This window comes from Kordia antarctica (assembly GCF_009901525.1).
Taxonomy (GTDB): domain Bacteria; phylum Bacteroidota; class Bacteroidia; order Flavobacteriales; family Flavobacteriaceae; genus Kordia; species Kordia antarctica.
The window spans coordinates 1,896,756-1,919,130 of record NZ_CP019288.1 but is presented as its reverse complement, the minus strand read 5'-3'; the positions used below and the strand labels follow the sequence as shown (position 1 = coordinate 1,919,130).

General features: G+C 32.1%; 23 protein-coding genes. 9 read left to right on the top strand and 14 right to left on the bottom strand.

What is annotated here, in order from left to right; translation table 11 throughout:
* Positions 1–31: 31 nt before the first annotated feature.
* A complete protein-coding gene (locus IMCC3317_RS07685) occupies positions 32–661 on the bottom strand; it encodes a chromophore lyase CpcT/CpeT (protein WP_160128948.1) in 630 nt (209 codons plus the stop codon).
* 60 nt (positions 662–721) lie between these two features.
* Between IMCC3317_RS07685 and IMCC3317_RS07680 the strand changes: the two genes are divergently transcribed.
* From IMCC3317_RS07680 to IMCC3317_RS07670, 3 genes are all read left to right on the top strand, one after another.
* Positions 722–2,161: an acetylxylan esterase gene (locus IMCC3317_RS07680; RefSeq protein WP_160128947.1), complete on the top strand. Its 1,440-nt coding sequence runs from the start codon at positions 722–724 to the stop codon at positions 2,159–2,161.
* Positions 2,162–2,279: 118 nt separating this feature from the next.
* Positions 2,280–2,468, top strand: coding sequence for a hypothetical protein (locus IMCC3317_RS07675; RefSeq protein WP_160128946.1), 189 nt, complete (start codon positions 2,280–2,282; stop codon positions 2,466–2,468).
* A gap of 154 nt (positions 2,469–2,622) precedes the next feature.
* Positions 2,623–2,775, top strand: coding sequence for a hypothetical protein (locus IMCC3317_RS07670; RefSeq protein WP_160128945.1), 153 nt, complete (start codon positions 2,623–2,625; stop codon positions 2,773–2,775).
* A gap of 77 nt (positions 2,776–2,852) precedes the next feature.
* Here IMCC3317_RS07670 and IMCC3317_RS07665 read toward each other — a convergent pair whose 3' ends face one another.
* The 3 genes from IMCC3317_RS07665 to IMCC3317_RS07655 form a co-directional block, all read right to left on the bottom strand.
* Positions 2,853–3,965: an ISAs1 family transposase gene (locus IMCC3317_RS07665; protein WP_160128944.1), complete on the bottom strand. Its 1,113-nt coding sequence runs from the start codon at positions 3,963–3,965 to the stop codon at positions 2,853–2,855.
* 144 nt (positions 3,966–4,109) lie between these two features.
* Positions 4,110–4,301: a hypothetical protein gene (locus IMCC3317_RS07660; RefSeq protein WP_160128943.1), complete on the bottom strand. Its 192-nt coding sequence runs from the start codon at positions 4,299–4,301 to the stop codon at positions 4,110–4,112.
* Positions 4,302–4,404: 103 nt separating this feature from the next.
* Positions 4,405–5,124: a hypothetical protein gene (locus IMCC3317_RS07655; protein ID WP_160128942.1), complete on the bottom strand. Its 720-nt coding sequence runs from the start codon at positions 5,122–5,124 to the stop codon at positions 4,405–4,407.
* A gap of 106 nt (positions 5,125–5,230) precedes the next feature.
* On the opposite strand from IMCC3317_RS07655, the gene IMCC3317_RS07650 reads away from it, so the two are divergent.
* Positions 5,231–6,364, top strand: a complete 1,134-nt coding sequence (locus tag IMCC3317_RS07650) for a helix-turn-helix domain-containing protein (protein WP_160128941.1) — start codon at positions 5,231–5,233, stop codon at positions 6,362–6,364.
* A gap of 46 nt (positions 6,365–6,410) precedes the next feature.
* Here the strand turns inward: IMCC3317_RS07650 and IMCC3317_RS07645 are convergent, their stop codons facing one another.
* Positions 6,411–6,635 carry a hypothetical protein gene (locus IMCC3317_RS07645; RefSeq protein ID WP_160128940.1) on the bottom strand — a complete coding sequence of 75 codons (225 nt, stop codon included), beginning with the start codon at positions 6,633–6,635 and terminating at the stop codon, positions 6,411–6,413.
* A gap of 271 nt (positions 6,636–6,906) precedes the next feature.
* On the opposite strand from IMCC3317_RS07645, the gene IMCC3317_RS07640 reads away from it, so the two are divergent.
* The gene (locus tag IMCC3317_RS07640) at positions 6,907–8,511 is read left to right on the top strand and encodes an alanine/glycine:cation symporter family protein (RefSeq protein WP_160128939.1); all 1,605 of its coding nucleotides are present in this window, start codon (positions 6,907–6,909) and stop codon (positions 8,509–8,511) included.
* Here IMCC3317_RS07640 and IMCC3317_RS07635 read toward each other — a convergent pair.
* The 3 genes from IMCC3317_RS07635 to IMCC3317_RS07625 all read right to left on the bottom strand — a co-directional run bounded on the left by IMCC3317_RS07635 (position 8,501) and on the right by IMCC3317_RS07625 (position 12,330).
* Complete coding sequence (locus IMCC3317_RS07635) at positions 8,501–10,132, bottom strand: TlpA family protein disulfide reductase (protein ID WP_160128938.1); 1,632 nt, start codon at positions 10,130–10,132, stop codon at positions 8,501–8,503. The genes IMCC3317_RS07640 and IMCC3317_RS07635 overlap by 11 nt on opposite strands.
* A gap of 343 nt (positions 10,133–10,475) precedes the next feature.
* Positions 10,476–10,691: a hypothetical protein gene (locus IMCC3317_RS07630; protein ID WP_160128937.1), complete on the bottom strand. Its 216-nt coding sequence runs from the start codon at positions 10,689–10,691 to the stop codon at positions 10,476–10,478.
* Positions 10,692–10,701: 10 nt separating this feature from the next.
* Positions 10,702–12,330 carry a vitamin K epoxide reductase family protein gene (locus IMCC3317_RS07625; protein ID WP_160128936.1) on the bottom strand — a complete coding sequence of 543 codons (1,629 nt, stop codon included), beginning with the start codon at positions 12,328–12,330 and terminating at the stop codon, positions 10,702–10,704.
* Between the two features lie 498 nt (positions 12,331–12,828).
* On the opposite strand from IMCC3317_RS07625, the gene IMCC3317_RS07620 reads away from it, so the two are divergent.
* Together IMCC3317_RS07620 and IMCC3317_RS07615 are read left to right on the top strand one after the other, a co-directional pair.
* Positions 12,829–13,368 carry a sigma-70 family RNA polymerase sigma factor gene (locus IMCC3317_RS07620; RefSeq protein WP_160128935.1) on the top strand — a complete coding sequence of 180 codons (540 nt, stop codon included), beginning with the start codon at positions 12,829–12,831 and terminating at the stop codon, positions 13,366–13,368.
* Between the two features lie 69 nt (positions 13,369–13,437).
* A complete protein-coding gene (locus IMCC3317_RS07615) occupies positions 13,438–14,055 on the top strand; it encodes a methyltransferase family protein (protein ID WP_160128934.1) in 618 nt (205 codons plus the stop codon).
* On the opposite strand, the gene IMCC3317_RS07610 is transcribed toward IMCC3317_RS07615, so the two are convergent.
* Together IMCC3317_RS07610 and IMCC3317_RS07605 are read right to left on the bottom strand one after the other, a co-directional pair.
* Complete coding sequence (locus IMCC3317_RS07610) at positions 14,021–14,668, bottom strand: DUF4328 domain-containing protein (RefSeq protein ID WP_160128933.1); 648 nt, start codon at positions 14,666–14,668, stop codon at positions 14,021–14,023. The two genes, IMCC3317_RS07615 and IMCC3317_RS07610, sit on opposite strands and share 35 nt — an antisense overlap.
* Before the next feature lie 50 nt (positions 14,669–14,718).
* Positions 14,719–15,465, bottom strand: a complete 747-nt coding sequence (locus tag IMCC3317_RS07605; protein ID WP_160128932.1) for a DJ-1/PfpI family protein — start codon at positions 15,463–15,465, stop codon at positions 14,719–14,721.
* A gap of 59 nt (positions 15,466–15,524) precedes the next feature.
* On the opposite strand from IMCC3317_RS07605, the gene IMCC3317_RS07600 reads away from it, so the two are divergent.
* On the top strand, positions 15,525–17,456 hold the full coding sequence (locus IMCC3317_RS07600; RefSeq protein WP_160128931.1) for a CocE/NonD family hydrolase: 1,932 nt from the start codon (positions 15,525–15,527) through the stop codon (positions 17,454–17,456).
* Between the two features lie 399 nt (positions 17,457–17,855).
* Here IMCC3317_RS07600 and IMCC3317_RS07595 read toward each other — a convergent pair whose 3' ends face one another.
* Both IMCC3317_RS07595 and IMCC3317_RS07590 read right to left on the bottom strand, forming a co-directional pair.
* Positions 17,856–18,233, bottom strand: a complete 378-nt coding sequence (locus IMCC3317_RS07595) for a VOC family protein (protein ID WP_160128930.1) — start codon at positions 18,231–18,233, stop codon at positions 17,856–17,858.
* Positions 18,234–18,255: 22 nt separating this feature from the next.
* Positions 18,256–19,467: an MDR family MFS transporter gene (locus IMCC3317_RS07590; RefSeq protein WP_160128929.1), complete on the bottom strand. Its 1,212-nt coding sequence runs from the start codon at positions 19,465–19,467 to the stop codon at positions 18,256–18,258.
* Between the two features lie 454 nt (positions 19,468–19,921).
* Between IMCC3317_RS07590 and IMCC3317_RS07585 the strand changes: the two genes are divergently transcribed.
* The gene (locus IMCC3317_RS07585) at positions 19,922–20,527 is read left to right on the top strand and encodes a DUF1684 domain-containing protein (protein ID WP_160128928.1); all 606 of its coding nucleotides are present in this window, start codon (positions 19,922–19,924) and stop codon (positions 20,525–20,527) included.
* A gap of 216 nt (positions 20,528–20,743) precedes the next feature.
* Here the strand turns inward: IMCC3317_RS07585 and crcB are convergent, their stop codons facing one another.
* Both crcB and IMCC3317_RS07575 read right to left on the bottom strand, forming a co-directional pair.
* Complete coding sequence (gene crcB, locus IMCC3317_RS07580; protein ID WP_160128927.1) at positions 20,744–21,115, bottom strand: fluoride efflux transporter CrcB; 372 nt, start codon at positions 21,113–21,115, stop codon at positions 20,744–20,746.
* Between the two features lie 157 nt (positions 21,116–21,272).
* Complete coding sequence (locus IMCC3317_RS07575; RefSeq protein WP_160128926.1) at positions 21,273–22,310, bottom strand: SRPBCC family protein; 1,038 nt, start codon at positions 22,308–22,310, stop codon at positions 21,273–21,275.
* Positions 22,311–22,375: the final 65 nt, after the last annotated feature.

Below are 22,375 nucleotides of genomic sequence, written 5' to 3'. Positions count from 1 at the left end.
AAGAAGATAGGTCATCTTTGCGTGGCACTCGTTATTTTAGTCGTTTAAAAATATAACCTGCTTTTTCTGCGCCCCAAACATGTTTGTTTTCGGCATCAAAACCACGATCCCAACTTTCAATTACATTGGGTTTTATGTAAACGATTGAAGTTGCATAACTTGCGCCGCGCATCGTACTTTTACAATTTTTTTCGTTGGTGCTTCCAACATAACTGTTTCCTTCTTTTTTCAAAAATACAGCACAACCTTCTCGTTCTTTCAAAAGTGAAGCATCAAACTGATCGAAATAGTCCAAACTTTTCCATTTTCCAATAAAATCCTCTGGGTTTTCTAACGTAAATACTTTGCTTGAAAAATCACCATTTTCTAGTTTTTCTAATTGATATATGCGTTGACGATATGGTTTTGACTGATTACTATTCAACGCTTGCTCAACATACAACCAATACCCATCTTTGGATTTCCAAATAGGATACATGTGAAGTGAAATATTATAATAAGTGGAATCTTTTGCAGCTTGTTTACTACTGTCAAATGATCCTGTCATTATAGTTTGTAAAGCGCTCAATTCATTTTGTGGAGTTGCAGATTTAGAACTGGTACAACTCGAAAAAGCACATATAAATAGTGCAATAGTAGAAAATAGAATTGTGTTTTTCATCAGTCGGTTGGGTTTAGAGTTTTTCAAATTTACGTCACAGATAGTTTGAAAACACACAAAATGTTAAAAATCAGAAAGTTTTCTATTAATTCTGTAACTTTAAACAAAGTATTATTCATGCGTATTGTATTTCTTCTCATAGTAAGTTTATGGATTTCTGTCGGATTTGCGCAAGCCGATCATTTTGAAAAGGGTAAAATCTTAGATTCGATTTCGGTGTCAAACAGCACAGAAACCTACGCGTTGTATCTTCCAGAATCATATGATAAAACTACACTTTCTGCGGTTGTTTTTATATTTGATCCAAGGGGAAATGGCAAACAAGGAATGCAATCTTTTATATCGTCTGCCGAAAAGTTCAATTATATCTTAATCGCTTCCAACGTAACTAAAAACGGCGTTCCGTATAGCACTAATTTTGAAGCCGTAAACCGATTGTTTGAAACGGTTTTTTCCATATTCAAAATTGACGAAAAACAAATTTATACCGCAGGATTTTCAGGCGGTTCGCGTTTGGCAACTGCAATTGCGGCATTGACAGGGAAAATACAAGGTGTGATTGCTTGCGGAGCTGGTTTGGCAACCAACAAATCATTTACGCCAAGTAAGGAAATATTCTCTTTTGTGGGTTTGGTTGGAGATGAAGATATGAACTATCAAGAAATGTTCAACACAAAAAAATTACTTGACAAATTTGAGGTGCCAAATGAATTATTTGTTTATAATGATACACATAATTGGCCGCCAAACGAGCAAATAGAACGTGCTTTTAGTTGGTTAGAATTGCGTGCGTATAAAAAAAATATACGCTCTATTAATTCACAATTTGTACAATCGTATTTTGAATCTCAATATACGATTGCGGACTCGTTGGTAATTCACAATAAATTTAGATCTGTACTAGAATATGAAAGTATTATCGAAAATTTCACACTTTATTTTGATCTCACAGGAACACAGCGAAAAATTGATGCTTTAAAAGTGTCTCCACAATATCAAAATGAAGTTATTGCAAGAGAAACCAATATCAAAGAAGAAAACGAACTGTATGTAAAGTTTTCAGAAGTGTATTCAAAAGACATTTTGAAAGCAAGTTCACACGATAATTTTCAATGGTGGCGCAGAGAATTAAAACGATTAGATGCAAACATCGCGAATGCGGAAACCGAAAATAAGGCAAAAATGTTGAAACGACTCAAGCAATCAATTTTTGCAGGTGCGTACGAATCTTCTATGGGTTATGTTGGCGCAAAAAAAAACAAACATGCATTGTATTGCGATCAATTGTTGGTGTATTTTAATCCAGATCAGGCATATTGGTATTATCGTGTGGCGCAAAGTTATGCCAGAAATGACAATTTTACACGAACTATCAGAAATCTCAAAAAGGCAAAAGAACTCGGATTGCAACGTTTTGAAGCGATTCAGAATCTTCCATTATTTGCAAAATTTAAGCAAAAGAAAAAATTTAAAAAGCTTTTTGAAGAAGATTCGAAGTAACAAAAAGTGAAAGATTTATAAATCTTACATAAAAAGTAAGTATAAAAGCAATTGTTTGTCATATAAAAAGGAGTTTTTTTGTATATTAGTTTCAACATTAATTTTAGAAACCGCTATTATGAAAAAACAAAAAATCAAAAGCTTATTACTAAGCAAAAAAACAGTATCAAAACTGACAAATCTACCCGCAATTAAAGGTGGCGGACCAACACATAATCCTACATGTTTGGAGCCGACAGGAATTAGTTTCTGTATTCGTTGTATGGAAGATTTTACAGAAGGTTGTGTGACGCATCCTTACTGTTAATTGATTATTATCAGAAATATTAGTAAATAATAATTTAAGAAATAATTGTACTTTAATATAGTCTTTACTAAAAATGATAAGCAAAAGGAATGTCGAAAGGCATTCTTTTTTAAATTTTGTACATTTAAAAGTCTACAAATCAAAACTTAAAATCATGAAAAAAAGAGCAATTAAAAATTTAGCATTCAGAAAAAGTATCATTTCTAAATTCGATCATGTCGAAAAAATAAAAGGTGGAAATCGTTCAGAAACAAGTTGTTTATGCGGACCTTCACAATGTGATTGTATCGCAGAAGATACGATGTGATCTTAAATAATTTTTGATAAAATGTATCTCAAGTTAAAATGTAAATAGCACTATTGCGCAATCCTAACAGGGCAGAATCATACTTTTAAATTTAATATTCTGAGTAAATAGTCTTCATTCCATCCAGCTTCAAGTCTTTTGCTTTTCATAGATAGCTTTTTAGAGGTTTCATTTTTCAATAGATTTAAAGCAATTTTAAGCAGAATAGAATAATTTTGAGCAGCATTTCCTGCTCTTTTTCTAGAAGCATCTTCAGAGAAAGCTACATCTAAAGTCCAATGTAATTTATTTTCTACCGCCCAATGCGAGCGTATTTTAGATTGAAATTCACTAGCATCATTTCGTAAACTTGAAATATAATATCGTGTCGCTTTTTCTGTCGCTTTATCACTATTTTTAAATTCACGAATGCTATCTATTTTTATAATACTTTGTAAATTTTTCCATTGATTGTCCTGTTCAATAAACTTAAAATCAGTAATTACGCTACATGTTCTAGTTTCAATACGCCCATGATCTAAATCATGTTTAGTGTATGTTTCTAGTTGTTTGGAAAACCGAAACTCATCTTCAATATGTTCTAATAACTGCGGTTGATTTGCTTTAACTGCTAAAATATAATCAGCATCTAGTTCAATTATTTTTTTTGCAATTTCTTTTTGAGTTCCCATAGCATCTATTGTAATAGTATTTCCTGCAATACTAAGGATGTTCAGTAATTCTGGGATCGCAGTAATTTCGTTTGACTTTTCAGCTGTTTTAACTTGACCTAGAACAAGATTGTTTTCGCAAGCCCAAGCACTAACCATGTGAATTGGCGATTTTTTACCATGAGACTTTGCGCCACGTATCGTTTTACCATCAATCGCAATTATTTGACCTTTACTTAAATTTGCAATTGAATTGACCCAATCAATAAAACAAGATTCAAATTGTTCACTATCAATAGCTGAAAAGACTCTATTGATAGTTACTTTCGAAGGAATACCGTTAGGTAATTCTAAGAATTTCTTTAAAAAAGGTTCTTTTGATTTGGCAAACCCAGCCATTTGTTCCCAAGTTTCTGCCCCAGAAATCACTGCAATTATACCAATAAGAAGGATATCTACTAAATTATGAAGCTTGTTTATATGGCTTCTGTGGTCTTGTATTTGCCCAAAAATGTCTTTTAAGTTATCAGATGGTTTCATTGAGTTAAGTAATTGATTATCAGTATAATATACGAATAATTGATGACTTAAACAATTAATAATCAGGCAAATAAATGATTATATTGTCTTAAAAAGTATGATTCTGCCCTGGCAATCCTAAGAGTGTGCAATAGTGCTAAATTATTAGTCTGTACATTCACCATTCATACAACAACCACGACCATCTGGAGAATTAGGATTGTCATAACAAGGGCATCCTTCACTTTCGGGAGTACACAGAAAAACATTACATCTTCCATTACTTCCTTTAATTGAAGATTGCTCAGATTTTTTTAATGATTTGACTCCTTCTAAATTTAAAATTGACTTTAACATAGTATATTTTTTTTTGGTTAATAAGCATTAAATTAAACAAAACATTAGCGAGTTCATTACGGTAAAACCTTATTTAACATTTGTTTAAGTCTAAATTTTAACATTACTTAAAAGCCTTTCGAGTTCGCTTCCGAAGCTTGGAAAGTTTGTCTTTATAATACACTTTCAATTCATCAATAAAAACATACGGATTCTCATATTCTGTCAATATTTTATGCAATGAAGAATTTTTTAGTTGGTGTAATTTTGCTTTGAGAGTTTCAATCGCAATTTTTATATGTGAAGTTTCACTTGCGTGAATTTGTACGTTTGCAGTTTTTGTAAGTTCAGTCAAAGAAACATTGCTAAAAATATGCGCATGATACGCTTTTAACGTTTCCAAATCATCTTCTTTATAGATCTGAATCAACTTGGTAGTAACTTCCGTTGCCAATTCGGTATGTTCAGGTTTCATAGAAAATTTATCTGGATGCACATGAAACATCGCTTCTTTGTACAAGCGTTTTTTCTCTTGCAAATCTTCAGTATTGATTGTTTTTTCGCTTGACGCGGAAACTACTTTTAAACCTTTTGGAGCGATATACTTTTTTCCGCGTTGTTTCTGTAACACACGTTTTTGCTTTTTAGCAAGTTTCAATTCCTTATAAATTACTGTCAACTCTTGCACTTCCACAATTTCGTCTGCCAAATGTGAATAGAGTAGTGCTTTAAATTCTTGCACTTTTTGTTCAATCGTGTCAAATTCTCGTTGCAACTGTTCTAATTGCAATTGCAAATCAGTTGTATCAAGATTTGTTGATATTGGAAGATTCTCTTCAGACATTTTACAAAAATACAATACAAAATTTAAAAAGAGTTTAACAGGTCATGTTTCCGTCAAAAATTACTCGAAATTAGTTACCTTTAAAACATCAATCAATACCAAAAACATGTACGCGCACATAGAATCTACGGTAACGGCAATTGTTTGTTTGCTCACCGCATTCGTCATTCAACGTATTTACGAAAAAGAACGAAAACAGCAAAACCTGAATACAATTAGTGGTATTAAATGGTTTGGATTGGCGATTTTTTCTTGGGGAATTGGCGCGTTAGTTACCTTAATTTTAATCAATTACGCTGCATTTTCTGCAACTTCCAAATGGTTGGTATATTGGAGTGTTTTTATCTCGTTAATCAATTCGTTATTTATTCTTTTATCGTTGCCATCTATTGAACATCAAAAAGAACGGAACATGATTGTCAGGATTGTAGAACGTTTTTCTGTAAAAGAATTTATGATGTTATTCTGCGGAATATTTTTCATGATCGCGTTTGTTTTCATTGCAACTTCGTACAATAATCAAGAAATTAGTAACAGTTTTATTTGGCTGATTGACATTCCGATTTCGCTAGTTGTCGCGTTGGCTTTACTATATGAATTGAACAAAGCATTTACCAATCGGAAGATGAAATTCATGTATTTACCCTGTTTTTCTTTATTTGTGTTGATCGTAATTGCGGTTTCACACAGAATCATTCCGCACGAAATGGTGGAAGAATTTATAAGTTTGTCCAATTGGAGTTTGATCGGAATTATTACGTCATTATCGTTTAAATTTATCTTTATTCTTCTCTTTTCAATTCTTTTATACAGTTGGAAATTTCTATCGGAAAAAGAACAACAACAATCTGAATTTGCACTGCTTGAAACTGAACGTACTGCATTGCATTCAGAAAACGAAAAGTTGAAAATTGCGAATGAAAGTCACATTGATACCATTCAATCCTTAACCAAAAAACTAGATCGAAAGAAAAAGAAAGTTGCCAAACTCAAGGAAGCTTCAAAAATTGAATTATCAGATAGACAAAAAGAAGTATTGGCAAACTTAGGTATTTGTGGTGCGAAAAAATCGTACACCGAAATCGCCGAAGCCATGCACATTAGCGTTGATGGTTTTCAGGCACATGTATATCAAATCAAAAAAATATTGAACATTAGCGGCTCGGCAGGAAAAGAGCAACTTATTGCGTACGCAATCGAAAACAAACTGCTACAATTCGCTACTATTTCGTGTGATTAGTCAATAGAATTTCTATAGAAATCTCCATATTATTTAAGTTGAAAAACTATCTAAACCCGCCAAATATAATTGCTAAAATAAAAAGAAGAGTTGGAATCACTACAAGCCACCAAACGAGCTTTGAAGTGTTCGAACGGATTTTTTCTAATTTATCTAACTGCAAAGTCTGTACGAACAATAGCTCTCTTTGAATTTTGCCATCTTTTAAGTCGCCATAAGTTTCAAGGAATTGAGTCCTTTCATCTGTAATTGGTATTTTTTTTTGCCCCATATTTAAAATTTTGTATTCTGATTCATGAATAATATACTTAATTCTTAAATTTAAAGGTTCTATAAAGAATATCAAAATCTGTTCGTATAGAATTTTACGATTAGGTATTATAATGATGTATAATTTCTCTAAAAATTAAATTATTTAGCTATTAAAATCACACTACTTAATCACATACTTAATCATTGAAAACATTAAAAACAGCACTGCGTAACCTTTTCTAAACTCATTTTAGGTTTCATCTTCGTAGCACAATCAAATAAGTGAACAGATGAAATCAGTACAATTAATTTTCCTTAGTATTTTTCTACCTTTTGTAGCATATGCGCAAGAGGAATCACAATCGTTAGATACACGGATCAATGAAAATTTCAGAAATGCCACAAGTTGGTTTACCGATGCAATTTTTGCAGAAATTCCGATCACGAGCGAAATCGGAATTCCGTGGGTTTTAATTGTACTGATTATTGGTGCAAGCTATTTTACTGGCTATTTTAAGTTTATCAACATTCGCGGATTCTTTACGGCAATCAAGGTTGTCAAAGGTGATTATGACGATTTGGAAAGCGATCATAAAGTAGAAGTTTCTGAATCCGTTTCTACAACCGAAAATAACGATAATCCTGACACAATTCGTGTGGAAGGAAGTGATGGCGAAGTTTCACATTTTCAAGCTTTAACAGCCGCGTTATCAGCAACTGTCGGACTTGGAAATATTGCTGGCGTTGCCATTGCATTATCTATTGGCGGACCTGGCGCAACATTTTGGATGATTCTCGTCGGTTTCTTAGGAATGGCATCCAAATTTGTGGAATGTACACTTGGCGTGAAATACCGAGAAGTAGACGAAAACGGCATTGTATTTGGCGGACCAATGTATTATTTAAGTAAAGGCTTGAAAGAAAGAGGCTTGCAACGTTTGGGAAAAATTTTGGCAGTTGTATTCGCAGTTATGTGCATTGGCGGATCGTTTGGTGGCGGAAATATGTTTCAGGTAAATCAGGCGTTTCAATTGTTTCAGTATGTAACTGGCGGCGAAGAAAGTATGTTTTACGGAAAAGGTTGGTTATTCGGACTTATTATGGCAATTTTTGTTGGAATTGTAATTATTGGCGGCATTAAAAAGATTGCAAAAGTCACGGATAAAGTTGTTCCTGTAATGGTTGCGATTTATGTACTTGCCATTTTAATTATTCTAGGAATCAATTACCAAAGTATTCCAGCGGCATTTGGCGAAATTTATAATGGTGCATTTAGTTATGAAGGTGTTGCAGGCGGATTTATTGGCGTATTGATTCAAGGATTCAAACGTGCGGCATTTTCCAACGAAGCAGGAATTGGTTCGTCTTCCATTGCGCATGCAGCTGTAAAAACCAACTACGCAGCTAGTGAAGGTTTGGTAGCTTTATTAGAACCTTTTATTGACACAGTTGTCGTTTGTACCATGACAGCACTCGTATTAATTATCACAGGACAGATTAGTGTTGGAACCGAAGTTTCCTATGAACAAGGTGCTATTTTGACTTCTAACGCGCTCGAAAGCGGAATTTCTTGGTTTCCATATGTGTTAACAGTTGCCGTCATATTATTTGCGTTTTCTTCCATGATTTCGTGGTCGTATTACGGACATCAAGCGTGGTCATATTTATTTGGTCGAAGTAAAAAAGCGGAATATACGTATAAAACTATTTTTTGCATTTTTGTAATTATTGGTGCGGCAGCAAGTTTGCAAGCTGTTGTTGATTTTGCAGACGCAATGGTGTTTTCAATGTTAGTCCCAAATATGATCGGATTGTACTTATTAGCGCCAAAAGTAAAAGAAGAACTTAAGCGTTATAAGAAAGCGATTAAAAATCATAAATCTTCTACCGAATAGGTTTTGGCGATTGTGCATCATCAATAATTCGCTCAAAAACTTCTTCATCGGACGGACTTGGTGCGCTGTTTACAATCACTTTATGATTTTTATCAAAGATTACATATCTAGGAATTTGATGCACTTGAAGTGCTCTCGCTAATGACGATTTTTTCCCTTTTACGAGTACATATGAATTTCTAAAATTCAAAAAATTATCGAGTTGTTTTCCTTTTTCTAACCATTTTTCACGGTCAGTATCAATAGAAAGATAAATCCATTCTACATTATTTTCTACCGAAAGGCGATCTTTAAAAGGTTTGCTTTCTTGAATTTGTTTAATGCATGGCGGACACCAACTTGCCCAAAAATCAACTACTTTGATACGTTTTTTGGAACGATTAAAAATGTCACGCAACGTAATTGTATCGCCAACATGATTGATCATTTTTGAATTCAGAGCAGATTCAGACATTTCAAAATCGTAGGTTAGAATGTCGTTTTTGATTTCTTGCATGGCAGTAATGTGTGTTTCTTTGCCTTCAACTGAGGCCATATATTCATCTATTACATTAACCATAAAGTTTATATTTTGTGAACCAAAAGCAAAGCCTTTATTATAGTAATCCCAAATCATTCTTCCAATGATATAGTCTCTAATTTTACCTTTAAAATTTTTTTCTGTAAAATCTATTTCAGCTTTAAATCTTTCTTCTGAATAATAAGGAGCATCATGTTTTGTAAAGTGATGCTGAACTAATACACTAATACTATTTTTAAAAAAGTGCGTATTTCGCATTGCTTCGATGTCTTGAAAATCTTTAACAGAAAGACCGTCAAAATATGCATCACTGTCAAATGGAATTTCGCTGTTTAGGTATTCTTTTTCAATCAAAGTAGGTAATGCGTTGTAATCATTTACATAAAAATCGCCATTTTTTGAAATTACCATAACATTTCTAGGGCTTGCCAAATTATCATAATATTCATATTTTAAAAGCTTCTCAAATGCGGAAATAAACTCTTTAGAAACTTTATTTTTAGAAATATAATTATTGAAAAATTGTTTCTTATCTTCATAAACAGCTTTTATCTTTTCTTTATAAGAAAGCAAGTTGTCTTCATAAGGTGTTTTGCCATATTCAAGTGTTTCTGCTTCCAATTTTGTATACAAATTATTTTGTGTAGCATTTTTTCCAGTAAATATCAACTTATTATTTTTAACCTCAAATAGAACTGTATCATTAGGAGAAATATATATAATAGTAGAGAAATATTTTTTATCGCCACTAGGAGAAAATTCCATAAGTAACGGTTTATCTATTTTTTTAAGGATAAAAGTAATTGAATCGTTTTGAATATTCTTTTCCAAATCTTTATGTGGTCTTCCGAAAAGATACGTGTCGTTTATAAAATTTGGACGTTTAAAAACTCCTGGATCATCTGATTTACCTATAACTACAATATTATTGGTTTTTATAGGCTTACCAAAAGTTAATTCAGGGTCAGATATTTTTTCTTCGATTATAATTTGTGAATCTTTTTCTTCATGATTTTTTGAAGAACTCAAAATAAACATTGTTATACATATAATAGGAATAATGATAACAATTGGAGCTATGGATAAGAGCTTTTTTGACATTTTGAAAAGTTTAAATGAACTATGCTTATAAGTTACTTAAAATCTTATAAAAATAAAATGTGCAATCACGTAATAAGCTAAAGGTTAAACCTTATTTTTAGAACGGAAAAACTAATATTATTATAAAATAAATTCAGTTATGATACTTATAATAATCATACTTGTTGTATATGGTTTTGAAACAGTTGCAGTATACAAGTACTATTAGATAAAATAAAAATAGTACATGTAATTTTAATAAAAAAAATATTTTTTTGTTAAATACTGCAATGATAGGAATACACTATTTTCATCAAAAAAATAAATGAAAATAGTGTTAAGATGATAATATAGTTAGTTATCATCAATTTCCGCCACCAGAACAAATTTTTGCTCCTCCACGTGTAGCACATTTCACCTCCATTTCATCACAACTCGAAATCGTATGTTCTGTGTTATCATTACATGTGACAGTAGCGGTTTCGTCCATCAGAGAAGGAGCATTTCCAAATCCAGCAATGATTTCTCTCATTTCACTCCTGCTAATTTGTTGCGTGTTTTTTAAATTAATTGTTTTCATAAAATAATAATTAAATTGAGTTGATTATAGTGCCTACTCTGTTTACAGCTTTTCGGCTTATCGCTGGGTTATTAGCAAAATCTTCTAGTGCATCTTCAATGAAGAAAGGAAGGTCATTAAGGGAATATTGTTTAGGGAATTGAAATTCGTTGATGAAAAGACATGGCGTAAATGTCAACTTGTTTGCAACACACCATGAACGTTGAGTTAGTAATGTTTTATCAATAGTTTTTGTGTCAAATTTGAATTTATATTTTTTAAGCCATAGCGAAATATCTTTTACTTCATACCAATAATTTAAGGCTTCTACATATTTTTGATTGCCAAACTCTTGCTGTATATACAGCATATTTTGCAACATTAATTTAGCACCTACATCTATTTTTTCTAAGTTGATATTATACACAAGTTCAACACATAACCGATCTTTATATTGCTCAAGTAAACGTAGAAGCATACGAAAAGGTTCTTCACAATAACCACAAAAAGGACTTGTAATTAAGATGAGTTTGAGTTCGGCATTTGCATTTCCTAAACTAATTGCAGTTTTAGGAATTGTATACGCGTTTTTAGAAGTTAAAACGGTTTTGAAAATTGTATAATCTCGTTTAAATCTATTGACTTGAATAAGTTCACTTTTTAATTGATTTCTTATTATAAATTGTTCTTTAACAACATACCAAGAAAGTAAACTAAGAAGCGAGAAAAATACATATCGATTGAATTGATAAAAATCAAAAAGTAAAAAAGTAGTTCCGTAATTTACGTAGACAAACAAGGCTTCAATAATAATTATTCCAGCAATGGATACACAAATTGGACACCATTTTTTGATACTAAATTTTTGATAATAAACGGATAAAAATACTATTGGAAAAGTCGTTAAAAGCACTATTTTCTGGATCTCAAAATAATACGTCAAACTCTGCGTAGCTTCTGAAATAAAGAACATGAAAAATTGAGCTATAAAAAATGCGATACTAAGATCGCTGAGGTTTATTTTTTGAAAAATCTTCCATTGAGAAGAATCAAGAACAGTGTCACAACTACGCGTTTCACTTCCATTGCAAAACTGATTTAAGAATGAATTATTAAAATTGAATACTTTTTTTGAAGCTGCTAACGAAAGTAAAATTCCTAAAATTGGAAACATTAAAAAAGATAGCTGAGCAAAATTTTTGAAACTATATTGAAGTAAAAATGTGAAGGAGAGCAATGAAAGTAGAAGAAGAATATGCTTTTCTTTAATTTTGGTTGAATGTGTACGGGTTTCCTCAGAATTTTCTATTAGAAAAACAATACCTTTCCACTTTTGCAAAAGAGAATCTCTAGATACGGTTTTTACTTTCGAACCTTGATATATACGATATTGATTATCAGACTGTTTGGTTTCTACAAGCGTTAATGTGTCTGTATTGGTTTCTTGTAATTTTGTAAAAAATGTTTTTGGTAACAGCTTAAAATCTACAGCATCTACGTGCAATGCGCCATTTGATATATTAAAGAAATTTAATGTATCACTAACAGCCAAGAGCGATGGATATTCAGGATGAGATTCAAACTGAAAAGTAAACTCTTTCTTGTCTATATAAATGTGCTGCTTCCGTAAATACAAAAAGAGCTTCTCTATAACTGTCATTAAATTCCTATATTTTTGATAGGACAATTATATAAAATATATTTTACATTTCCTTACGGGTTTCCGTATTGAGAAGAATTAATTAGTTTGAAAACATTTTAATTAATTGAATATAAGTATTTTATGTTGAGTCTGTGACGATTCAATACATAGCTAAAATACTTACAATTAAGGATGAGTCCAATAGTTACTTTTAATGAGATTTTTTGATGTAAATCACAACTAACTACATCAAATTAAAATAAAAAAACATGAATTTTAATAAAGAATGCATCTTTTTCAATCATTTTTCGTCTACTATATGAACTTTAAAAAATTAAACACGATGGAAAATCATAAAAACTGTACATGCAATTGTACCAACTGTAAAAACGGAGAATGCAATCAGTGTACATGCGAAAATTGTACGTGTACAAACTGTAATTGTTAATCAAATAGTATAATTTCATAGCCTGAACGAGCAATTGTTTGGGCTTTTTCAACAAAAGAGAAAATAATATGACAACTACGGAAGTTTGGGAAACCTATGCAGAAGATGTAAAACGCTTGATTATGAGTAAGGTAAAAGATACTCAAATCACAGACGATTTGGTACAAGAAGTATTCATCAAAGTGCATACAAAACTCACTACAATTAAAGATGAACGCAAAGTGAAATCGTGGTTGTTGAGCGTGAGCAGAAATACGGTATTAGATTATTTTCGAAAATCTGACAAAGAAATTCCTTTAGAAAAAGAAGAAACAATTGCAAGTGATGAAACCTATACACATTCCGAAAAAGATTGCTTACCAGGAATTATCAAAAATCTACCGAAAAAATATAGAAATCCGTTATTGTTATCGGATATCAAAGGAATAAAACAAGCCGAAATTGCTTCTCAATTAAACTTGCCATTGGCAACTGTGAAATCGCAAATACAACGCGGACGCAAACTCATTGTTCAAGGATATATGGATTGCTGCGATTATAAACTCAACGACAAAGGATTTTTAATTGGCGAGGTTAAAGATGAAAAACAATGTAAAGTCTGTGGTTAATTAGTTCTCAGATTTTAGTATTGAGTATTGAGATTTTTTACTCAAAACCCTACAATTAAACAAAAAAAAATGAACACATTTTTATACTATTTCATTCCGATATTCTTTATCGGGTACTTTTTTAGTGCCTTTATTCTAAAAAGTATTGTCACTTCCAAAAAGATTGGAAAGTCAGCATTAGTATTACCTAAAGATGATTCTGCGTATGGGCTAATTGGAAAATATTTTGGAATTACGATTCTGGCGATATTCTTTTATATACTGTTCATGATGTTTCAAAAAGATGCGTTTAATTCTTTTTTTGAATACACTTTCGTGAATTGTCTCGGAATTATTTCATGTCTAATTTCTTTCATCATAACCGTAATTTCACAATATCAAATGAAAGATTCTTGGCGAATTGGAATCGATCAAACAGAAAAAACAAACTTAATTACTTCGGGAATGTTTGCATTCTCTCGAAACCCAATATTTCTAGGAATGTTGTTGAGTTTACTTGGGTTATTTTTAATGCAACCGAATTATATAACGTTGTTTTTCTTCATCATTACAAACATTTTAATTCAAATTCAAGTACGATTAGAGGAAGAATATTTACAAAAGATCCATCAACAAAAATATCAAACTTATAAAAATAATGTAGCACGATTTTTTACACTATCGGTGTTCCGATTTCGTCAATACTAGAAACAGATTCATTAGTTTCTTTAAGCAGCGTTTCCACCTTTGTAATCTTGTGAATTAAATATAATACTCCTAAAATCGCAACAATAGAAATGACTTCAGAAATAATCAAATATGTGTTGGCATCTACAAAAGTTGGAATATCATAAGCTGCATCTATTTTTTTTGAAGCATAATTCGCAAAAAAATTATTTACTATATAAAGAATCCACCAAACTACAATAAATGAAGTTTCAGTGTCTACTTTAAAATTAGAATTATATTCTTTAATCGCATGTTGTGTTTTTAAATAGATTTCTTTCGCAGTTGTAATCGGGCGATATAAATTTATAATAGGAATAAAAAATCCCCATGCAGAACCATTTTCGCTATATTCCATGGGTTGATGTCTTCGGATAAGATTTCCATAAGCCTTTTTAAACCAACGGACAAAAAATATAATTGCAACTATAAATATGACCACTTGAAAAACACCAGAAATAGGAACAATTATATCTAAGAGTTCAATTTTGGACAATTCTGCGGCTGTATTATCATAATTTTGTAACACATGATTCTGATAAATCAAGAGTAAAATTGAGATTACATTTATACATATTGTCGTAATAAAAATCATTGTAATATCTTTAACTACGTTGTGAATTGTCTTTAATTTCTTCTTCCATATTATTCTTTAATTATTGTATGCGGATAACCGTCTAATGTCCAATCAATCACCAATCCACCAGCGAGACTTTTGGCAATTTCTTTCCCGTATAAATATTCACACAAATATAGTGCAGCTTCAAATGATTTTGCGCCGCCGGCTGATGTAATGTATTTTCCATCATGCACAAAAAGTGTGTTGTCTCTAATATCTAATTTCGGAAACATTTCGCGCATTTTTTTAATATCGCTCGGAAATGTAGTGGAAGCCACATTATCAAGCAATCCAGCTTTGGCTAATACAAAAGCGCCATCGCAATGCGAAGTTACAAATTCAGCATCTTTGGCAACTTTCTGTACAAACGCAATCATTTTTTTATCGTCTAAATCGGTGTCTAAATGATGTTCGGCACTTGGAATCACTAAAATATCAATCTTAGGTAAACTATCATTCAAATAATTATAATCGGGCAAAATTCGCATGCCTTCAAACGTAGTTACAGCTTCATCAGTATTTGCGACTGTGAAAACGTTCATTGCTTTAATATTCTCACGAAAAATAGTATGCTGAAAAATATCAAAAGGCGCTGTCAATTCTGTGTTAAACACGCCATCCATAATTAAAAAACCAACATTATAACGATTCGGTTCAAGCTTCGGAAATTGTTTCTCGTTATTTTCTACTTGTACATTGAGTGGAGTCGAAGTGTTATTTTGACAACTGAAAGCGAATAATGTAAACGTTAAAAGTATTAGTATTTTTCTCATTGCGATTTGATAGCGATTATAATTTTGTAAATTTAGCCATTAAAAATTAATCAACTCCCATGATAAAATCCTTTTTTAGACTGACTTTAGTATTCGTACTCTTACTAACGGCTTGTAAAGACCAAGAAACAGTAAAGGCTGAAACTGCCAAAGCTGAAAAAACATACGTTAAAAACAACTACGATAAACAGGAAGTTACGATCGAAATGCGTGACGGAATCAAATTGCATACAACTATTTATTCTCCAAAAGATACAAGTCAAAAATATCCAATATTAATGATGCGTACGCCTTATAGTTGTAAGCCTTACGGCGAGAATGAATACAAAGAGAAAATTGGCCCGAATGTGCATTTAATGAAAGAAGGAAACATTGTTGTATACCAAGATGTTCGTGGTCGTTGGATGAGTGAAGGTATATATGATAATATGCGCGCGTACATTCCAAACAAAACTGATAACACACAAATTGATGAATCTTCAGATACATATGATACGATAGATTGGTTGGTGAAAAATGTAGAAAATAACAATGGAAATGTTGGGACTTGGGGAATTTCATATCCAGGTTTTTACGCAACATATGCTACAATTGATGCGCATCCAGCGTTAAAAGCATCTTCTCCGCAAGCATGTATTGGCGATTTCTTTTTTGATGATTTCCATCACAATGGTGCATTTTTACTAAGTTACTTTAGAGCGATTTCTTTATTTGGAACAATGAAAGAAGTGCCAAAAGATTCTGCTTGGTACAAATTACCAGAATTAGGAACGGAAGATCAATATCAATTCTTTTTAGATGCTGGTCCATTAAGCAATTTGAATAGTTATTTTGAATATGAAAAATTGGACAATGTAATTACTTCGAAATCTGATAAAATAGATGATGTATTTTGGAAAGAAATTATCGATCATCCAAACTATGATAGTGTTTGGAAACCAAAAGGCTTGATTCAGAATTTAAAATATTCTAAATCATCGGTAGCAACTATGATTGTTGGAGGTTTTTTTGATGCAGAAGATTTATATGGACCTTTGGAAACTTATAAAGCGATTGAGAAAAACAATCCTGATGGCTATAATACTATAGTTTTTGGACCTTGGGATCACGGAAAGTGGGCAAGTAGTAAAGAGAAAAACTATGTTGGAAACTACTATTTTGGAGATTCTATTTCATTGAATTTTCAGCGTGATGTGGAAACGAAATTCTTCAATCATTTCTTAAAAGGTGATGGAAGTAAAAATTCTGGTTTGCCAGAAGCGTATGTTTTTGATTCAGGAAAGAAAGAGTGGAGCAGTTTTGAAAGTTGGCCACCAAAAAATATTGTGAAGCAAGACCTATTTTTAAATGCAAATCAAGAATTATCAAAAACTAAAAAAGGTGATTCAAAAGAAGTATTTATTAGTGATTTAAAACGTCCTGTTCCGTATTCGGAAGATATCAAAACGGTATTTACACCAAGAAAATATATGACAGACGATCAACGTTTTGCAGCGCGTCGTCCAGATGTATTAATTTTTGAAACAGAAGTTTTAACAGAAGATTTTACCCTTGCGGGAGATATCTTAGCAAAACTAAAAGTCGCAACTACAGGAACTGATGCCGACTGGATTGTAAAAGTGGTAGATGTGCATCCGCATGATACAGAAGAACAAGAAGAAGGCATGCAAGATCATTTGAAACTAAGCAATTATCATTTAATGGTGAGAAGTGAAGTAATGCGCGGACGTTTTCGTAACAGTTTTGAAATTCCAGAACCATTTGTGCCAAACGAAAAAACGGCTGTGAATATTAAATTACAAGACGTATTTCATACGTTTAAGAAAGGACATAAAGTGCAAATTCAAGTGCAAAGTACGTGGTTTCCATTAATTGATTTGAATCCGCAAACATTTGTGCCAAACATTTACAAAGCAACCGAAGAAGATTTCAAAAATCAAACACATACAGTATTTAATGATTCGAAGATTGAGTTTTCGGTGTTGAAATAATTTAGACTCGCTTCGCTTTTGGAAACGGCTTTGCCTTTAGTATTTTGGTATTGCTTCGCTCTTAGAATGTTAGACTTTCAATATTTTCCGTCAAGTTGAACTTGATTCAGCTTCCCACACGCTTGCGCAAATTTGTAATTTTGCCGATAATGAAATTAAAAAGCATTCGTGAATTTGTGGCAAAAATAGATCATTAGGTTTTTAGACTTGCTTCACTTTTGGATTATTGCACTTGTTAGGTTGTTAGAAAGACTGAGTTCGAGTGTCAAATCTGTGATTTGGTGCATCGAGAAACACTTCGAATTCTAAACATTTTTCGATACAGTTTTCTTTGAAAATTACTCGAAGTGACGTTTCTGAAAACCCAAAACCCAAAACCCAAAACCGAAAACTGACAACTTAAGAAACTCGCCACGGCGGATTCTTCCTGTCTTCTCCAGCTTTAAAAAGAATCAATTTATTTTCATCTAAATCGTTCAAATGTGCTTCACGCCATTTCCACGATTTGTCTTCAGGCTCACTTGTAAATTTAATTCCTTTTGTTTGTAATTCTTTGACTGTTGCGTCTAAATTTTCATCTTCAAAATAAAGCGTAATATTGTTGCTTTCAGACATTTTTTCTACATGATGAATCGAAAATGTGGCTTCTCCATCAGGACATTCAAACCGAACATATCTAGGAAGTGCTTCTACAATAAGACGCAATCCTAGTTTTTTGTAAAATTCAGTTGCGTTGGCAACATTTGTAGACGAAATAGTAACTTGATTTAAATTCATTATACTATTATTTTAATTAGTATTAGATTCCTTTTTTAGTTCGATTGTGTAACCACATTGATAATACCATCGCGATAATTCCGTATGTTCCTGTGACAAACCAATTGACTTGATGTCCAAAATTTGCCACAATTTCTAATCCAGATTTTGAACTAAAAATATGTGCCAACGAGAATGCCATCGCGTACAACGCCATATAACTTCCTTCCAAACCTTCTTTTGCTCTTTTAATTGCATATGAATTTGTATACGGAAATCCGATCATTTCTGCCAAGGTGATAACGACAATATTAACGATTAAAATTCCTATCCAGAAATTACATACAAGTACATAAAAACTCAATCCAAATAATAATGAAGCATATATAATCATCTTTGTATTAGAGACTTTTAATCGTTCTAAATAATTAATAAAAGGCATTTCAAACACGACAATAATCGCAACATTGATGAACATAATTAATCCTGTATCAAACTCTGTCAAGTTAAACTCTACATTTTGATAAATTGGCATTGTGATAATCAATTGGAAAAAAGCCATTCCTATAAAAAAGCAAATTGCTATAAAAACCCAGTAACTTTTATCTTTGTAAACTGCGTTTTTTTCTAATGCAATTACAGCAACATTTTCAGCAATTGGCGGACGTTTCTTTTCTTTCACTAACAAGTAAAAAATAAAAATTGCAACAATACACGTAATACCATCTATCCAAAACAACATATTATATCCTTTTGAGACAATAATTAAACCTGCTAATGTTGGTCCAATTCCCATTCCTAAATTAATAGCCAAACGAATCAACGCCAATGAACGTGTTTGATTTTCAGGTTTGCTATACGCTTTGAGCGAAACAAAAAGTGCAGGACGAAACATATCGGCAATTGTCATAAGTCCTAAGATTGCAAAGCACAATCCCCAAAATGAAGTTACGTATTGTAAGCCTATAAAGGCAAATCCTGTGATAAATAGACTGATAATCATTATTTTATAAAACCCAATCTTATCTACTAATTTTCCACCTAAAAATGATCCGAATAGCGATCCGATTCCAAAAAAGGCAAGAATAGATCCTGCATCGCTTTCGCTGAATTCCAATTCTTTGGTTATATACAATGATAAAAATGGAATGACCATTGTTCCTGCTCTATTTACAAGTGAAATTAAAGCTAGAAACCATATTTCTTTTGATAATCCTCTGAATGAATCAATGTAATTGGCATACATTTTTTTCATGATTCGTGTTTTTTGGTTGTTAGTTAATGATGTTGTCTGAAAAGGATAATTTTCGTCAAACTGAACTTGATTCAGAATAACACTTTTTAAATCTTTTTAAACAGACTCCGCTCTTCAGCGGAGTTAGTTCAACTAACAATATTGAGTGCGCCTTATCAGGCTTCCCAATATTGAGTTTCACTAAAATAAAAAAGTCCGACTGCGAAGTCGGACTTTTTAAATTGTTATATGTGATAGTTATATCAACACAATATATAAGTGTCCGAACTCCTTTCCCAAGAAGATCTTTGTGTATACTTATTTACTGTGATAATTGTCATTTTTGTTGTATTTGAATTCAAAACTACATAAAAATTGTACACAAAAAATAAAAACCTTCAATTATTTGATGACAAATTGTATTTTTGGATTTATTATATTTTGAAAATTGTCTAATTAAATTGAATTATATCTGATGAAAAATACCTTTCTGATACTCTGTGTTTTAGTAATGAATGTGAGCTGTTCACAAGAAAAAACAGCACTTATAGGAGAAACTGAATTTCAGCGAGAATTGAATGCGGAATATAAAGATGCTTCTACATCACCTTTGAAGCCAAAAGATTTGAAAACCTTTAATGCATTAGCGTTTTTCCCAGTAAACGACACTTTCAAAGTAACGGCAAGTTTCAAGCTGACACCAGATTCAAAGCCTTTCAAAATGAAGACTTCTACTGCACGAACACCAATTTATAAGTGTTACGGAATTGCAACTTTCAAACTTAATGGAAAAGAATATTCATTAGAAATCTATAAAAATCAAGACCCAAATCAAGACCCAAAATACAAAGACGATTTGTTTTTACCATTTACAGATGAAACGAATGGATTTGCAAGTTACGGCGGCGGACGTTATATTGATTTAACTATTCCGGCAGGAAATACCATCGAAATTAATTTCAACAACGCATACAATCCATATTGCGCGTACAGCGATCGATATTCGTGTCCTGTTCCGCCAAGAGTCAACTTTTTAAAGACGGAAATTAATGCAGGTGTGAAGGCTTTTGAGAAACACTAAAGAGTTAAAAGTTAAAAGTGAAGAGTTAAAAGTGCGCTGCGTTGTGCGAAGTCGAAATGAAAAGTGAAAAGAATTTTAAATGCTAAATGTTGAGTTTTAAATGTGAAAATGTTTTTTTCGAATTAACGAATTAACGAATTAACGAATTAACAAAAAACAAATCAACAAAAAGTTGAAACTGACGCGCTTTAGTATACTTTACGGATACGCGATTAATTAAAAATACTTTACCACATACAACCCTAAAAATACAGCTGCAAAACCAATTACAAAGCTAGCAATCGTATAAAGGAAAAAAGTTGTGAAATCGCCTGATTTTAATAAGACATGATTTTCGTAGGCAAATGTGGAGAATGTTGTAAAACCACCACAAAATCCTGTGGCAAGTAATAACGTATGTTGTTCACTAATAGCTTCGTTTTTGGCAGCCAATCCTAAAATGATTCCAATTAACAAACTTCCTAAAACATTAGCTGCAAATGTTCCATACGGAATTCCAGCTCCAGCATTGTTAAGATATTTGCCCAATAGAAAGCGCAATGCACTTCCAAATCCGCCGCCAAGGAACACTAATAAGAGTTGTTTCATGTAGTTACTTTTATTCAATCGAAATTAGTTCAACGTACAATTTTGAATACACTTTGAAAAGCTTCCTAAAATTGAGTTTCACAAATAAAAAAGATTGTCTAAAAGTAGTCATTGCTTACAATTTAGACAATCTTCAAGTATAAATTTATAGATGATTTTATTTCACAGGATAATAAATATCTGTTTGTACATTTTCAGGTTTTACATTCATAGGATCATTTACATATAGTTCCCAAATTGGACCATTTTGTGTCAGATTGTTTTTTCCTATATATGTTCCAATCATAGTATGTGCTTCATAGTCTCCAACTCCATAAGGTCCATATTTTGAAATCTTCACAGAATTTCCAGCAGGAATTTTAGTTACGATCATTCCTTTTTCTTTAGGAAGCTTAGTTTCAGCATCAACTAAAAGACCAATGTAGAATTCGGCTTCTTTAGTTTCTTCATCCCATTTTATAAATAAAGAACCAGGTGTATAGCTTTCTAGTTTATTTTTAGCGGCGTACATTCCGGCTTTTGGCATAAATTCCATAAACAACTTCGACATATCTTCCATGACAGCATCCGTAGTCGTTTTTTGATGAAACCCAATAAATTTCTTCGCGGTTAATTGTTGTTGTGTTACTTCGCTTAATCGGAATTGTTTTGGAGGATTTTTTTCAAGTTCGGCTAGCACTTCACGTTCAATACTATTGAGTCCTTTCTCTTCCATATCGCCCAACATTTTGTCCATTCCGCCGCCCATCACAGCAAACATTTTGAAAACAAAAGCAGTTTTATCACTTTTCATTCCCCAACTTACTTTCGTTCCTTCTTCAACTTCTTCAAATGTCCAATAGACATCAGTTGGTTCATAATCACCAAATTGCATTTCTTGTTCAATAGATTTGTTTTGTGTCAGACTTACCGTTTTCATCTTTCCTGGTCCATTATCACTTGTCCATGAATAATTAGCGCCAACACCAGATGTTTGTTCGTTATACGTTACTACAATGGTAGAATCTTCTTCCATCCAAGGTCCCCAAGCTTCCCAATTTTTATAATCATTAATATTATTAAAAACGGTAGTAATAGGAGCTTTAATCACTTTACTTCTTACAACATCATAATCATTTGCTCTTGTTGCTATAAAAATAGCTCCAGCAACAATAAGTACAAGTAGTAATAGTAGTACATACTTTAGAATTTTCATATTATTCGGATATTAGTTAGTAATGCTAATGTACAAATTTTTAATGTTTTATTGAATTGATTACA